Source organism: Treponema denticola (assembly GCF_024181645.1).
GTDB lineage: Bacteria > Spirochaetota > Spirochaetia > Treponematales > Treponemataceae > Treponema_B > Treponema_B denticola_A.
In genome coordinates, this window is the sequence record NZ_CP058624.1 from 1,436,778 (window position 1) to 1,452,734 (window position 15,957).

At 38.1% G+C, this 15,957-nt stretch carries 14 protein-coding genes and 1 tRNA gene; 2 read left to right on the forward strand and 13 right to left on the reverse strand.

What is annotated here, in order from left to right; translation table 11 throughout:
* Nucleotides 1-122: 122 nt before the first annotated feature.
* From tilS to HO345_RS06865, 13 genes are all read right to left on the reverse strand, one after another.
* Nucleotides 123-1,550: a tRNA lysidine(34) synthetase TilS gene (gene tilS / locus HO345_RS06805; protein WP_253682182.1), complete on the reverse strand. Its 1,428-nt coding sequence runs from the start codon at nucleotides 1,548-1,550 to the stop codon at nucleotides 123-125.
* A 126-nt stretch (nucleotides 1,551-1,676) separates the two neighbouring features.
* Nucleotides 1,677-2,306, reverse strand: coding sequence for a 50S ribosomal protein L25 (locus tag HO345_RS06810; RefSeq protein WP_253682183.1), 630 nt, complete (start codon nucleotides 2,304-2,306; stop codon nucleotides 1,677-1,679).
* A 70-nt stretch (nucleotides 2,307-2,376) separates the two neighbouring features.
* Nucleotides 2,377-2,449, reverse strand: a tRNA-Gln gene (locus HO345_RS06815).
* A gap of 80 nt (nucleotides 2,450-2,529) precedes the next feature.
* A complete protein-coding gene (gene spoVG, locus HO345_RS06820; RefSeq protein WP_010697027.1) occupies nucleotides 2,530-2,811 on the reverse strand; it encodes a septation regulator SpoVG in 282 nt (93 codons plus the stop codon).
* 64 nt (nucleotides 2,812-2,875) lie between these two features.
* Nucleotides 2,876-3,730 (reverse strand): 4-(cytidine 5'-diphospho)-2-C-methyl-D-erythritol kinase, encoded by an 855-nt coding sequence (gene ispE, locus HO345_RS06825; RefSeq protein WP_253682184.1) that lies wholly within the window; start codon nucleotides 3,728-3,730, stop codon nucleotides 2,876-2,878.
* A gap of 97 nt (nucleotides 3,731-3,827) precedes the next feature.
* Nucleotides 3,828-5,225, reverse strand: coding sequence for an SGNH/GDSL hydrolase family protein (locus HO345_RS06830; protein ID WP_253682185.1), 1,398 nt, complete (start codon nucleotides 5,223-5,225; stop codon nucleotides 3,828-3,830).
* Nucleotides 5,226-5,239: 14 nt separating this feature from the next.
* Entirely contained in the window at nucleotides 5,240-6,712 is a 1,473-nt protein-coding gene (locus HO345_RS06835) for an MBOAT family O-acyltransferase (protein ID WP_253682186.1), read from the reverse strand.
* 21 nt (nucleotides 6,713-6,733) lie between these two features.
* A complete protein-coding gene (locus HO345_RS06840; RefSeq protein WP_253682187.1) occupies nucleotides 6,734-7,360 on the reverse strand; it encodes a periplasmic-type flagellar collar protein FlbB in 627 nt (208 codons plus the stop codon).
* Between the two features lie 212 nt (nucleotides 7,361-7,572).
* Nucleotides 7,573-8,631: a protease modulator HflC gene (hflC, locus tag HO345_RS06845; protein ID WP_253682188.1), complete on the reverse strand. Its 1,059-nt coding sequence runs from the start codon at nucleotides 8,629-8,631 to the stop codon at nucleotides 7,573-7,575.
* A gap of 4 nt (nucleotides 8,632-8,635) precedes the next feature.
* Entirely contained in the window at nucleotides 8,636-9,592 is a 957-nt protein-coding gene (gene hflK, locus HO345_RS06850; RefSeq protein ID WP_253682189.1) for an FtsH protease activity modulator HflK, read from the reverse strand.
* A gap of 46 nt (nucleotides 9,593-9,638) precedes the next feature.
* Nucleotides 9,639-11,765 (reverse strand): ribonucleoside triphosphate reductase, encoded by a 2,127-nt coding sequence (locus HO345_RS06855; protein ID WP_253682190.1) that lies wholly within the window; start codon nucleotides 11,763-11,765, stop codon nucleotides 9,639-9,641.
* A gap of 33 nt (nucleotides 11,766-11,798) precedes the next feature.
* Complete coding sequence (nrdR, locus tag HO345_RS06860) at nucleotides 11,799-12,254, reverse strand: transcriptional regulator NrdR (protein ID WP_010697012.1); 456 nt, start codon at nucleotides 12,252-12,254, stop codon at nucleotides 11,799-11,801.
* 131 nt (nucleotides 12,255-12,385) lie between these two features.
* The gene (locus HO345_RS06865) at nucleotides 12,386-14,149 is read right to left on the reverse strand and encodes an ATP-binding protein (protein WP_253682191.1); all 1,764 of its coding nucleotides are present in this window, start codon (nucleotides 14,147-14,149) and stop codon (nucleotides 12,386-12,388) included.
* 151 nt (nucleotides 14,150-14,300) lie between these two features.
* Here HO345_RS06865 and HO345_RS06870 point away from each other — a divergent pair, with 151 nt between their 5' ends.
* A complete protein-coding gene (locus HO345_RS06870) occupies nucleotides 14,301-14,741 on the forward strand; it encodes a hypothetical protein (RefSeq protein ID WP_253682192.1) in 441 nt (146 codons plus the stop codon).
* Between the two features lie 12 nt (nucleotides 14,742-14,753).
* On the forward strand, nucleotides 14,754-15,914 hold the full coding sequence (locus HO345_RS06875) for a hypothetical protein (protein WP_253682193.1): 1,161 nt from the start codon (nucleotides 14,754-14,756) through the stop codon (nucleotides 15,912-15,914).
* Nucleotides 15,915-15,957 lie beyond the last annotated feature (43 nt).

The following is a 15,957-nucleotide window of genomic DNA, read 5'->3' on the forward strand; positions in this document are numbered from 1 at the left end:
TACTCCCATAAAAACTTTTTGCAGCAAATATCAATTTGCGAAAAAAGTTTTTTCAAGTAGTTTTGCATAAAGCAAAACTACATACAATAATGCGATGTTTTGTACCTTTGGTACAAAACTCGTCAGATAAACAGTGAGGCTGAATTTCTGCCGAGCTGTTTATCGTAACTCCCTAAAACATACCAATTTTTTTTGCCGAAAACGGCTCCGTATATAGCTTTAACTACCCCGCCCTCTTCGATTATCGGCAAAATATTTCTATCTTCATAGTCTATATTCCACTCATTTATAATTTTTTTTACTGATTTTTTTAAACCCGAAGAGGTCTCAATTTCATCTCCAAAGAGGCGTGAGCGAACACAAAAGGGAGGCTTAAAAGGCCCTATACCGCAAGTTTTATCGCTTTTATGCACTATAAAAAAGCCGTCTTCATTTTCTAAGGCCTTAAAAGTTCCGGCAGGGGTATCAAAGGAGCAAGGCTTATCAATCCAGATAGAATAAAAGACTTCGCCTGTCTTTTCTTCAGTTACGGCCTTAAAAAGAAACACCTCATCTCCTTCTTTTTTTATACAAAAGCCGCCCGAAAAAATTTTCGTTTTAGTATCGGAAAGCTTCATTAAATTGTCAAAGACCGAGTAAGGAATTCTTCTTTTTCCCTTTAAAAGAATAAGGCCTTCTTGAAGAAATTTAAGTTTTAAGGCTTCTTCAAGGCTTAGAAAAAAAAGAAATTTACATCGGCAGCACTCTTCCTTTTTATCCAATACCCATGTTTCTTTTTTTGCCTTATAAGAGGCGATAACAAAATCGTTTTGAGCCCTTATCTTCGCCAAACTTTTATCCAAGCCCCTTTGCCAGCCGTCAAAGCAGACGGTCAAAGCAGGAAGAAGATTATGCCTAACCTTGTTTCTAAGATATGAGGTTTCAAGATTAGTAGCATCTTCTCTCCACGGGATATTTTTTTCTTTTAAATATTCTTCTATTTCAGAGCGGCTGATATTAAGCATGGGCCGAACAAATCTTCCCCGTCTTGGAGAAATCCCCATAAGGGCTTCAGGCTCGGAACCTTGAAAGAGCCTCATCAAAACCGTTTCATAATTATCGTTTTTATTATGGGCCGTTAAAATATAATCGGCGTTTAAGGCGTCGGCTGCCTTTTCAAACTCATTGTACCTTAAAAAGCGGGCAGCATCTTCAATTCCGGTTTTTCTATTCTTAGCCTCATCGAATACCGTATTTTTAGGAATTTCGGCTAAGATACATGGACATTTATCTTTACAAAAGTCTAAAACAAATTGGGCATCGCCTAAGGTTTCTTTTTCGGGTCTTATATTGTGGTTTACGGTCAGCACAAAAATTTCGGCATTTATATCGCTCTTCAATTCCAAAAAGGCAGAAAGCATGGCCATAGAATCGGCTCCTCCTGAAACGGCAAGCAGAAGTTTCAAAGGTGCGGCCGATTGGCCGGCCTTTTTATCGGAGTTTTGGCCGGCCGTTCTATCACATAAGGAGGAAAAGCCTAAAAGCACATCTTTTAAAAACGATTTTGCCATAAAATAGATTTTACATAATTTATAAAAATGGTCAACAGTCAAAAAAATGCGGAAAAAGTTGGGAATACATAAAAAAACTTCCGCCCTTTAAATTGAACGGAAGTTCTAAAATATTCAGATTAAAGCTTATTTACCCTCTGCAGCAGGTTCGGGTGCGGCAGCTTCGGTTTCTTCTCCTTCAGTTGCAACCGGTGTTGTGCTTTCAGCAGCAGCAAACTTAATAGCAGCAACCGTTATATCATCGCTTGTTAAAACGGTAACGGTCTCAGGAAGCTTAATATCCTTGACATGAAGCGATTGATTTACGTCAAGAGCAGAAACATCAACGATAATTCTGGCAGGAAGATCCTTGGGCAGACACTCAAGTTCAAGTTCGGTAATACCTGTCTCAAGAATTCCGCCATGGCGTACGCCTTCGGGAGAACCTTCAAGTTTAATCTTAACCTTTGTACGTAAGGTCTTTCCTCTTTCTACTTCATAAAAGTCGATATGTTTAATCTTATCTCTAACAATATCATGCTGAAAATCTTTAATAAAAACTTCGTAATCCTTTCCCGCTGCATTTAATGTTACAATAGTACTTTCGGTAACAAGTTTAAAAAGTTTCATAAATTCTCTTTCATCAACATCAATAGGAACGGATTTGCCGTGTCTATCATACATTACTGCAGGAATTCTTCCAGCTTTTCTCATTTTTACAGCGGCATTTTTACCGTATGTTGATCTTTCATTTGCGTTTAACAGTCTCTGTTCCATAATCCCAGAACTCCTCTAATACCAATTATTTAGTTTGCAACAAGGGCCGCCGATAAAAGCAGCCTCAAAACTGGGACGGTAGGATTCGAACCTACGGAATGACGGCACCAAAAGCCGTTGGCTTACCACTTGCCGACGTCCCAAAATATATACAAAAAGCCGAAAGCTAAATTGTATCCAAAAACAGAAAAATAAATATTACGTCACAAATTGATTGCTAAAGTTACACTTCAGCCTCTTGCCCCGGCATAACAGGTGTTTTTTTGTAAACCTCCAAAACAGCCTTTGTCATCTTTTCTCTAAACTCGGCAGTGATAGGATGAGCTATATTTTTAAACTCACCGTTACTCAACTTCCGGCTGGGCATTCCGATGTACAAACCGTCATTACCCTCGATCACTCTTACATTATGAAGGACAAAGCAATCATCAAACGTAATATTAGCATAAGCCTTTAAACTATTCCCCGGACTCACCCTCTGAACACGGACTTCTGTAATTTCCATACTGTCCTCCTTGCATAATAATATTGGTAATACCTTACCTACCAATATTTTACTACGCTTTCTATCAGAACGCAAGTAACAAGAAGAAAAAACATTGAGGATATTTTGCAAAAAGCTTGGAATAAGCATTTTTGGCTGTTTTTTCATCTTTAAAAAGCCCGAAAACCGAAGAACCTGCACCGCTCATAAGAGCAAAATCAGCTCCGTAAGTTAAAAGGTCTAGTTTTGCCTTTTTTATTGCAGGATATTCATTAAAAAGAACATCTTCAAAACTGTTAAAAAAAGGCCATTCACGGCAATCTTTACCGCAAAAAAGCTCAGGATTAAAAGCAGGATTCAGTATCTCCGATTCTTTACGGCCTAAAAGGCTGTAAGCCCTAGGTGTCGCACTTTTTATTTCGGGATAAATCAAAATCCCAAAATAATCTGAAGAAACGGAAACTCTCTTTATTTCTTCTCCGCGGCCCTGTACAACCGCAGCTCCATTTCCCAAAAAAAACGGAACATCGCTTCCTATTTTTAAAGCTATAGCCCTTAAGTCTTCTTCCGGTAAACCTGCAGAAAAAATATCGTTAAGCCCCCGCAAAACCGAAGCGGCATCGGAAGATCCGCCTCCCAATCCGGCACCTTCAGGGATTCTTTTTAAAATCCTAACGGAAACGCCTTCAGAAATACCGGTAAAGTTTTTAAACTCTTCATAAGCTCTTGTAATTGTATTTTCTGCCGGCAATTCAGCCAAAGGAGAAAGCACCCTACACTCTTTTCTATCCGGTATTCTTTGCATTAAAAGCTCATCGGCAAGAGAAATCGGAGCAAAAACACTTACAATGTCATGAAATCCGTCGCTTCTCTTTCCTAAAACTTCCAAATGCAGATTAATTTTTGCATGAGCTTTAAGGCTAATCGCACTTTTAATCATGTCTTAAGCATTATATCCAATTATAAAGTTTTGTCAATACAAAATAATGGAAATTTACGTAATTTATAAGAGCATTTTAATCGGTTTTAGCGTATAATTAAGGCGTACAGGGTTCCAGATCCCAATCCTTGTAAAGCAGCTCTAAAAAGGGCTGCATAATATATTCACCGCCGGAAATAGTATAATGATGCCCGTCATCTTTCATAAGCCTTATTTTTTTACCTTCGGCGGTTTTAAGGGTATCGGTATAAGGAACCCCTTCTCCGGGAGCGATGCTGCTTAAAGAAAATTTATTAAGGATTATACTCGAATACTCCGATGCTATTTTTTTCTGTAAGTCTTCAATATAGAGTAATTGGGCATTGTATATTTTATCCCGTACAACAGGCATGCCCAGCCAATACACCTTTTTTGTATTTGCAAATAAAACGTCCAAGTGATTTTTTATCTTATCCCTATAAGCCGATTCCCAGTCTTCAGTTTCTTTTACAAGGACTTTGCCGTTATCTGCATAAAAATTTTGATAATCATTCATTCCTAAAAAAATGACGGCAATATCATAGGGTTCGTTTTGACTTTCTTCAAATACATTCTTTAACTTTTTAGGCCAGTTGTAATAATCGCTTCTTATAAAACCTGAAGAGTGAACCGAAATTTCTTTTACACTTATGGAAGAGTTTTGACCTGTAAGCCTTAAAAAACCTGCAGCAATACTGTGCATCTGAGAATCCCCGATCATTAGAATACGCAAGGGTCTTTCCGTATTATAGGTATAAACCTTTTTAGGCTCCTCAGCCTGCTCTACATTTGATTCTCCTTCCTTAACGGCAGTTTTAAATATATCTTCTTTTCTTAATTCCAACATTTTTTGTGTGAGTCTTATTTTTTCAAGCTCTGCAATTCTAGCCTGCTCAATGTCTTTTAACCTATCCAAAACCGTATTTACATTTTCAAGTTTTGCCTCAAGCTCATCTATCATTTTTTTAACGGCAGCAACATCTTCCGGTTTTGATTCTGTCGGTAAACCGTCTCGTGCTGTTTCTAAGTCTTTTTCAAGATTATCTATGGACGACTTTTCATCTTGAGATTTGTCTATAACATTCCCTAAATTTTCCAAAGCTAAAAGTCTTTCCCTATGAGTTAATTCTGCAGAATTCATATAATAAAAAGAATCCCAATCGCTTAAACCTTCAAGCCCTGCATAGCGTAAAAAGAAGCTCCTTGCAGAAGGAATCAGATTATCAAGTTTTAATTTTTGAGACAGTTCCGAAACGGGTTTAACGGCAGTCTTAAATACATCTGCGGCATAAGGATTTTTTATTTTAGATGAAAAATCGTCTAAAGATTTACCTAAGAGCAGCATAAATAAAAAAATACAGAGTAAAAAAAACGAAAGAGCTTTGTTTGCAGAATAAAAGATGGATTTTTTATCTTTAAGTTTTATTTTAAAAGAAAGACCGGCATTTATTTTTTTTATTTTTTCCTTTAGTTTCATATGTCAACTTTCACCTAAAACGCAAAATAAATAAACGGCGGTATACCAGAAGTTGAAACCGCATAAAGAGCGGCTACAAAACTTACGGTGATAACAACCTTAACAATCATCGGAAGACGGCTATATATTGTAAAAGCTTTTTTTCTTAAACTTTCCGAAGGAAGCTGCAAAAAAAGACCTGCAAAAAAGATTAAAAGAATAAAAGGGCTTATAATTTGAAAGGGCTGAAAAACATTGCCAAGGGACTTTAAATATAAACCCAATTCCGATAGTGACGACGAAAAAAACACAAGCCAACTGATGTTTACAAATATAAAGACCGGTATAATTCTTAAAAAATCAAAACTTTTTTTTTCGTTTTTTTCTTTACCTAAAATTTCTTCTCCTATAGCTTTACGTTCTTTTATTTCCGAAAAAATTCTTTCGATACACAGCATTGCGCCCTGCATAGCTCCCCATATCAAAAATGTCCATGAAGCACCGTGCCAAAGACCCGCAATAAGCATCGTAAAAAAAAGAGCAAACAAAGCTCTGGCAAGACCGAAGCGGGAACCGCCTAAACCGAAATAAAGATAATCTCTAAGCCAAGAAGAAAAACTTATATGCCACCTTCTCCAAAATTCGGTAACGGATTTTGAAATATAGGGACGGTTAAAGTTTGCAGGCGTATTAAACCCTAAAAGGATTCCTATACCTATTGCCATGTCGCTGTATCCCGAAAAATCTGCGTAGATAATTATCGTATAAGATATTACCCCAAAAATAAGCTCCCATGTATTATAAAACGAAGGATTTGCAAAAATTTTATCGGTAACGAGTATGGTTAAAAAATTTGAAATTATCATTTTTTTATACAAGCCTGAAATTAAAAACACGATAGCTCGGTCAAAGGCTATGGGTTTTGCTCCTTTTTCATTATCGCAGTTAAGGGCACGGGGAAGGTCCTTTAAAAAATATTCGGCTTGAACAATCGGGCCTGAGGACAGCTGAGGAAAAAACGATACATAGAGTAAAAAATCCCAAAAAGATTTTACATGCCTTATCTTACAAAGATAAATATCGAAGACATAACTCATACATCGGAAAGTATAATAAGAAATCCCTACAGGAACTAAAAGAGACCAAGAACGCAGAGTTAAAAGAGTAGAATTAACAAACATATCCGGAAAAAATTGGTTTAAATATGAAAGCAGGCTGTAAAGGTATTTAAAAAATCCCAGATATAAAATATCGATAATACAGATAATGATTACAATAGCCTTTCGCGGAGCATAATTTTTTTCTTTATCGAGAAGAAAGCCGTAAAAATAATTTATAAGAGTAAAAACAAAAAGCAGAATACAAAAACGCCAATCCCACATCGCATAGAAAAAATAAGATGCGGCCGTTAAAAGGATTTTTCGTTCTTTTTCCTGCCTAAAAATATACCAATATAAAAAAAAGACTGAGAGAAAAAATACGGCAAAAGAAATCGTCGGAAAAAACATGCTTAAATTTTAAATTACCCATTACGGGAAGGTAACAGGCTTATTTGCCATCTTACGCTGAATCTCCGCAGCCCTGGAGGCCGGCATCAAAGAAAACCAATAGGCAACCGAAGAGTTTTTACCTTCTTCGGCAGCTATTTTTTCTACAGCCCTAAGTACATCAATTATATCCTGATCATCCATGGCTATAAGATTTGAAACGGCTTTTTCAGGAGGCATACCGTTTATATATTTTGCGATTTGAATTATGTTCGCCTCACGGGCATCCCGCTCTACAACCAAAAGATTATAGTTCTTTTCTTTTTCTTCTATAGCCAGCCTGCGGTCATCAAGCTCTTCGGCAACCTGTTTATTTTCATTTTCCTGAGTTTGAACATCTTCTTCCCGCTTATCCAATTCCTGAGAACGCAGCTCTAAAGCCATCAAGCGTTTTTCATAGCGGTCATTTTCCAAATTGGCCATTTCATCGGCATCTAAGGGGGCAATACCCTCAGGCGTTTTTAAACCGAAAAAGGAGTAAATAGGAGAAAACAAGCTCCTTGAGCTGATCAGGCCTAAATAATCAAACCACAACAAGCCTCCGAAAACAAGTAAAATAATCAATATCAAAAGAACAATAATACGTCCCAGTGTTCCTCTTCTTCTCAAAATTTCTACCTCTCATAAAAACTTTTTGGAGCAAATATCAATTTGCGAAAAAAGTTTTTTCAAGTAGTTTTGCTTTACGCAAAACTACATAAAATAATGCGATGTTTTGTGCTTTGCACAAAACTCGAAGATAAACAGTGAGGCACCATTTGTGCCGAACTGTTTATCATACCCCCTATTCCTATACAATATCGGAAAAACTTTTTCTAAGGTTAATGCTTATACAAGTACTGAAAATATTCCATATCAGTTGAAAGGACTTTTTCAGTCTCGGGTAAGGAATTTTTATAAATTTCCATGCTCTTCCAAAAGCTGTAAAATTCGGGGGACTTGCCGTAGCTTTCGGCATAGATTGCAACAGCCTTTGCATCGGCATCTCCCTTTATCCTTTCCGACTCGGCATAAGCTTGCGACAAGATAGTCCGCTTTTCGTTTTCCAATTCGCCTAAGATTTTAAGTTTTTCTCCGTCGCCTGTAGACCTAAAGGTTCCTGCGATCTGATTCCTTTCTTTTATCATGCGGCTGAATACGGAATTTTCAAGCTCATCCGAATACTTAATTCCTTTAAAAATCAGGTCAACCACCTCCAAGCCGAATTCACCCAGCTGGCTATTGGCCTTGGCCAAAATTTCATCAGCCAGAGTTTCCCTGCCCTTTTTTATCACAGGGAAGTTTACTTTTTCCGTCTTTAAGGAGCCGAGGTCAACTTCGGCATTCTCAAGGTTAAACTCTTCCGTGGTTTTACTTTCGTTTATAATATTTGAGCTTCGTACAACATCGGCAAGACTGTTTACCGAAATAATATCTCTAACCGACGAATCTACAATATCCGAAAGGCGGGAATAAGCGCTATCATAGGTTGTTAGGGATTCGTAAAACTTTTTTACGTCGACTATACGCCATCGGCTGGTGGTATCTACTCTAAGATACTGCTTTTCCAGGGTAAGAATCTTTTGGGGATCACCGTCCAACCGCAAGAGCTTTGCCGTGTATTTGTTTACCGTATGAATCAAGGGCATTTTAAAATGAAGCCCGGCCTCTTTTTCCGTTTTTACTACAGCTCCGAATTTCGTTATAATGGCAACATTGCCTTCATTTAAAATATAAAAAGGTTTTAGGAAAAAGAACAAAATAATGAGTATAACCACAAAGGAAATCCATCCGAAACCTTTTTTGTCTTTTTTTGCTTTTTCAGGTTTTATCTTATTTTTGGAAGAAGGATTTTCAAATTTTACATTTTCGGTGTTTTCGGTATTTTCATAGTTTTCCATAAAATCAGTTGCCTCCCTTATTTAATTCTTTTAAAGGTAAAAAGTTTTTTAAGTTTTTGTCTATTAGGGTAATATTTTCATTATTTTTAAAAATAGAATCAAGAGTTTCAAGGTAGAGTCTTCTCCTCGTAATATCGGGAGCCTTTACATATTCTGAATAAACGGCGTTAAAACGGGCAACATCTCCGTTTGCCTTGTTTATTCTTTCGGAAGCATAGCCCCTAGCTTCTTCAATCATTTTTTGAGCCTCACCCTTTGCCTTAGGAATCTCTTTATTGTAGGCTTCCTTTCCCTCGTTTATGAGCCTATTCATATCCTGAATCGCTATATTGACGTCCTCAAAGGCAGCTTGAACTTCATGAGGCGGAACAATGTTTTGTAATTGCACCGATGAAACGGAAATTCCAAGGCCGATCTGCTTATATTTTTCGTTCATTTTTTCTTGTGCTAAAACTGCAATGCTGTCACGATCCAAGCTGATTATATCCATGATAGCCCTGTCGCCTACCAGACTGTTGACAACGGATTTTGAAATATCTCTGACGGTTTTATTTCTTTGATCTTCTTCAACATTAAAAAGCCAAGCCTTAGGATCCACTATTTTATACTGAATAACCCATTCAACATTTATGATGTTCAGGTCTCCTGTAAGCATTGAAGATTCACTTAAAATGGAATTTTGGTACTCGCTTCTTTCACTCGATCTTGCAGTTCGGAAGCCGAATTCTTCCTTTTGAACGGTCTTAACCGGAACCTTATAAACCTGATCCACAAAGGGAATTACAAAGTTAAGTCCCGGTGAAAGGGTCTTTGTATATTTACCGAAACGGGTGACAATTCCGTTATCCGTTGTAGGAATAACCTTTATTCCCGAAAAAGCTATAAGAGCAATTACGATAAGTATTATTACAGTGCGTAAAGCTCCTAACATCTTTGAAGGATCAACCTTTTTTTGCTTCATCTTTTCCTCCATGAAAAATCTATTTTTTTACGTTCTTCTAAAAAATTTAAATTTTAGAAGAAACACTCAAAACCTCGGCCCTTTCTTTTTCAAGCTCGGCCAGTTTCAGTTCAAGTTTTGCCTGTTTTTCACGCTTGCAATAAGGGCACTCAAAATGCTCTCCCTCAAGATAGCCGTGAATCGGGCATATCGAAAATGTCGGCGAAATCGAAAAATAGGGAATACGGTAATTGTTTGCAACAGCCTTAACCAAATCCCTGCAAGATTCCCAATCCTTGATAGATTCACCCAAGAATATATGAAAAACCGTACCTCCCGTATACTTACGCTGTAAACTTTCTTGATGATCCAAGGCTTCAAAAACATCGGTAGTATAGGCAACGGGAAGCTGACTTGAGTTGGTGTAATAGGGCTCGGCATCTCCCGAACTTATTATATCGGGGAACTGATTTTTATCGTGGCGAGCCAGTCTGTAAGAAGTACTTTCAGCCGGAGTTGCTTCAAGATTGAATAAGCTGCCGGTTTCTTCTTGGAAGTCGGCAAGACGGTTTCTCATATAGGTTAAGACCTTTTCGGCAAAGGCCTTTCCCCTCGGGCTTACAATATCCTCACCTAAAAAGTTTAGGCAGGACTCGTTCATACCGCAAATTCCTATAGTGGAAAAGTGATTGTTTAAATGATGTAAATACCTCTTTGTATAGGGAAAAAGGCCGCCCTCCAAGAGCTTTTCGATTACCTTCCGCTTTATCTCAAGGCTTTGTTTTGCTATGTCCATTAGGTAGTCCAAACGGTCAAAATAGTCTTTTTCAGTTTTTGATAGGTAGCCGATTTGAGGCATGTTTATTGTAACGACCCCTATGGAGCCTGTAAACTCATCGGAGCCGAAAAGGCCGCCTCCCCTTTTACGCAATTCTCTTTTATCGAGTTGAAGACGGCAGCACATAGAGCGCACATCCCCCGGATTTAGGTCGGAATTTATAAAGTTTTGAAAATAAGGCGTACCGTATCGGGCAGTCATCTCAAAAAGCAGTTTTGCATTCGGACTTGTCCAATCAAAATCCGAGGTTATATTGTAAGTGGGAATTGGATATTGGAAACCGCGTCCTGCGGCATCTCCTTCAAGCATAAGCTCAATAAAGAGCTTATTTATCATATCCATTTCTTTTTGACAGTCACCGTATGTAAAATCCTGTGTTTCTCCGCCGACAACAGCCTTTTGGTTTGCAAGGTCGGGCGGGCATACCCAGTCCAAGGTTATATTTGTAAAGGGAGCCTGAGACCCCCAGCGGCTGGGAGTGTTTACGCCGTAAACGAAGCTTTGAAGGCACTGTTTTACGCTTGCTTCACTCATATTATCCTTTTTTACAAAGGGAGCCAAATATGTGTCAAAGGAGCTGAAGGCTTGAGCTCCGGCCCACTCGTTCTGCATAATGCCTAAAAAGTTGACTATCTGCTGAATAAGTGTCGATAAATGCTTGGGAGGCTTTGAGGTAATCTTATCGGGAACCCCGCCCAGCCCCTCATGGATAAGCTGCCTAAGGGACCAGCCTGCACAATAGCCTGAAAACATTGAAAGGTCATGAATATGAAAGGCTGCCGTTATATGGGCTTCGGCAATAGCAGGTGTATAAATATTTTTAAGCCAATAGTTTGCCGTAATAGTACCGGAGTTATGAAGAATAAGACCGCCTAAAGAAAAGTTTACGTTGGCATTTTCTTTTACGCGCCAGTCGGATTGGCTTAAATAGCCGTCCATGGTGCTGTTTATATTCAGCATGAGGCTTTCCGCATCGCGCACAGCCTCTCTCTTGGCCCTGTAAAGGATATAGGCTTTTGCAAGACTGGCTTCCTTTTGTTCAATTAAAACAAGCTCTACAACATCTTGAATTTCTTCTATTGCCGGAATAGAATGAGCATAGCGGGATGCCATAATATTTTTAAGTTTTTCTTCTACCTTGTCCGTTAGAAACGCAGCCTTTTCATCATTTGGGCTGCCTTCAACTGCACTTATAGCCTTATTGATAGCTTTTTCTATTTTTTTACGATTATAAGCCTCAATTTCTCCTGAACGTTTTACTACCGAGCGCAATATTTCAGGCTTTGCCTTCTCCATAGTCCCTAAAAAGGACTTCCATTCAGGAAAAACCGTTTGATTTGTAGTTTTTTCCTCCATAACTTTTAATACCTCCCAATTTATTTACATCATTTATTTTCTTACTTTTTTTACCTCGTTTACAAATTCATCCAAGTTGCTGAATTGCTTATAAACGGAGGCAAAGCGGATATATGCCACCTTATCTATTGAATACAAATGAGATAGAACCATTTCGCCTAAAACAGTAGTTTCTATTTCTTTGTTAAGACCGGAATTTAAAACAGCTTGATCTTCAATTTCAGTAACAATATTTTCTATACTGTTTAAGGAAACAGGCCGTTTTTCAAGTGCCCGCTCGATACCCTTTTCAAGCTTTTTTCGGTCAAAGGGCTCCCTGCGGCCGTCTTTTTTGATAACCATAAAAGGTTTTTCTTCAATATGCTCATAACTTGTAAAGCGGTAACCGCAGGCAAGACACTCCCGTCTCCTTCGGATACAATCCCCTTGAGCCAGAGTTCTTGATTCCATAACCTTATCATCGCAGCTTCCGCAATGCGGACATCTCATATTTTACTTACAGGACACCTTCAAGCCGGCATCCTTCCCTCCCAAAAATAGCGTATCTGAATATACAGTACAGGATAACACACTATATATAGCGTGTCAAGCCGATATTAAATTATTTTTCACTTTATAAATTATTTTTCGCCTAAAAGCTGCTTTATCTCGAAAATTTCAGCAGACATCGCTGAGCGCTGCATGGATTGGTATCTTTTCGGAACCATCTCCTTGCTTGTGCACTCGATTGCTGCAACCAAATTTTGCAGCTCTATCTCATAAGGATAAGAAGGCGGAATAAAATCGGCTATAGTTTCTTCCAAGTCTTTTTGTATAACCATTGCCCTGCCTTCTACTGTTGCATTCATCTTAGCACGCACTAAAATAGCTTCTATATCCGCACCGGATACATCGAATTTAATCTTTTTTATTATCGAATTTAAATTTACATCATGGAGCTTGATGCGGAGCTTTCTTTGAAGGGTTTCAAAAAGGTCAAGTCTTTCGGCATCGGTTTCGGGATAAAAAAGAGCCAGATGCTCTTCGGCCCTGCCCTGCCTTTTTAAGTCGACGGGAATCAGGTCGGGGCGGCAGGTGATCAAAAACCAGATTATCTTTCCCCTGTAAGCCGTGTTTCCCATAAAATTTGCTATCTGTGCAAAAACCCGTCCCGAAGTACCGGATACATCGTTCGCAGTGCGGTTTCCGAGCACAACATCGGCCTCATCTATCATAACTGCGACAGGCGACATAGCCCTCAAAATATTCAGCACCTTTTCAAGATTAGATTCGGTAGCTCCCTGCCATTGGGAGCGGAAATTGCGTAAACGTACCATGGGAATGCCTATTTCGCCGGCAAAGGCCGACACTATAAAGGTTTTTCCCGTTCCTATTGGGCCGGAAATAAGATAGCCCATAGGAAGAACATCGGTTCGGGCAGCCTTTAAAGCCTTTGCCGCAATTTTAAAGCGCTTTTTTACAAAGTCATGGCCTGAAACAAGGGAGAGGTCATAATCCGTATCTATAAATTCCAAAAGCCCTCCGGCTTCATTTTCAATAATTTCCCTTTTTTTGGTTGCCAAATAATCCAAACTTATAGGCTTGTCGTCCTGATAAGACTCTCCTACAAGCTGATAGAGGTTTAACAGGTTTAAGCCGGAGGTTAAAGCGCCCATTCTTTCAGGGCTCAAGCCCCTCTCGGCCAAAAGGATTTCCTCGGTACGTCTTAAATGTTCTAAAAAATTAACCCTTACGGCAGCATCAGGCAGGGGAATACGCACCTTTATTGTAGAAGGAGAAGCAGTAAGACGGGGATTTAGGTCTGTCAGGTTTTCGGTAAGCATTATTATCGAGATATCTTCCCGAGTAAATGATGGCTCATGTGACCATCTGTTTAGGGTAACAAGGCAGTACCTATCTGTTTCATCCAAATTTCCGATCTCATCGGCAGGAATTATGGTTTCGGCATAATCTACGATGAGAACAATCCTCAAATTCTTGCCGAAATTTAGAACAAAATACCTTTCAAGGTAAGAAAAAGCCTCTTCAGGGTCGCGGGATAAAAAGTTTTCGGGAGGTACATCAGGATAAGTCATATGCATTGTCTCAAGATAAGCTCTTTCCATATCGGAAGTACAAAAAGAAACGCCTCCGGACTTATCGTAGTACACTATTATGTCCTGATTTCCAAACAAAACTTCGGAAATATAGTCCCTTATTTTTACGAACAAAAAATTATGCCCGTATTCGGTTATTTGATGGGGTAAAAAATCCCTTATGTTTCCATGTACAAAGTAAAGGTTTGCCGTTTTTGAGCAATATTTTCTGGAAAGCTCCTGTGCCCATTCCGGCAAAATATCTATATAGGCACTATTTTCTTTAATCAGCTGTTTTCCCGCTGCCATAATCCCTCCCGCCTTATATTCACCATACAACAAAAAAAATAAAATTTCAAGAAGAAAATAATTTCATTTTTTTTGTATTTTTATTGTTGTTTTCTATTTTTTGTGATATACTTATACATAAGTAAAACTGTTAGAAATATAGGGAGGCGGTATGAAAAGAATATCAACAATTCTTATATATTTAGGTATTGGAGCAATTCTTTTTGCTCAATCGGCAGAAAAGATGGATGAGATTTTAGCATCAAAAACCTTAACAATAGGACAGGCATGCTATCTTGTAGGTACATCCATTGGAGAAGTCGGCGATAATGACTCCTATGAAACGGCCTTTAATAAATTTAAAGGTCTTAAAATGTTTAAGAACAAAAAACATGATGAGCCCATTAGATTTGACGAATTTTCTAATTTGGCTTTGCAGTATTCTTCTACAGAACATGGCTTATGGTATGGAATTGCAAAAAATCCGCACTATGCTTTTAGACAGCTTAAGACAATGAAGCTGATTCCCCATAAAACGGTTCCGTCTTCACATATTACGCCGTTTACCGCAATTAATCTATTGACCAAAATAATGCCTAAAGAGGACAAGTAAGGAGGATAGACAATGAAAAAAGTAAAATTGTTTATATTTTTGTTTTTAATTATTGCATTAAACCTTTCAGCTTTTGAAGGAGGAGGAATGCTTAAAACGGGCCTCGGTATTGACCTTGGTAAAAACAAAACAAATCTATCTCATTTCGATAGTCTGTCTCTTTGGGCTAAACAGAATCTCGATAAAGAAGGCAATTATAATTTTGCTATTCAGTCTTCATATTTGTTCAATTTAAAAAAGCCTATAAAACCTGATGGAAAGTTGGATTTAGATCATATTGTTAATTTGGATATGTTGAAATTCTCATTCCTAGTTCCTATAGGTAATGACAGTTTGACCATTGATGCCGGAAGGTACAATATTTCCGATATAACAGCTGTAATTTTAAATCAAAATATTGATGGCGTATATATAGCATACAAAAAAACTAATTTTTCAACATATTTTAACTTAGGATACACAGGGCTTTTAAACTCCTATGTAAATCCTATCAATGCAGCAGGTATAGCATCAATATTAAAGAAGCAAACAAAAATTTATAATCTTGCACCGTCTTTTGTGCATATGTCTGCTTTATTTCATGTTCCTTTTCAATCACTTCGTCATGCGGCTGACTTTGATTTGAACTCGTTTATCGCAACAGGAAATCCGAAGACAACGAACAATTACATTTCCATATCGGTAAACGGACCTATAGTAAAGAATCTTTTTTATCTTACTTCAATATCAACCTCCATATTGACAAGGGATAAAAGAAAATCGGAAATAGGCTTTTTTTTAGCAGGAGGACTGGACTATTATTTTGAAAAATACAGTTCAAAACTAGGTTTAAAAATGCAATTATTCTCAGGCGGAAAAACGGGTTTTAAATCTTTTACACTTTCAAATGTGTCAAAGGTTACCTTTATGGAATCGACGGATTTATTCAAAATAAGTTTAGATGGCAGCATAAAGCCTGTAAAAGATTTATTTTTAAGCACGGAAGCAGCTGTTATGACTCATGCAGCAACACAACCTAAGGGTAGAAGCAATTTTGCCGGGTTTGAGTGGGATGTATCTGCCAATTATACAATACTTCAAGACATATCCATTAGTACCGATCTGGGTATGTTTGTGGGAAAAAACGGTAAGTTTGATGCAGTGTTCAAATTAAAGGGCATCATTTCGTTCTAAAATTTTTATAGGAGATATGATAAACAGCTCGGCAGGAATTCTG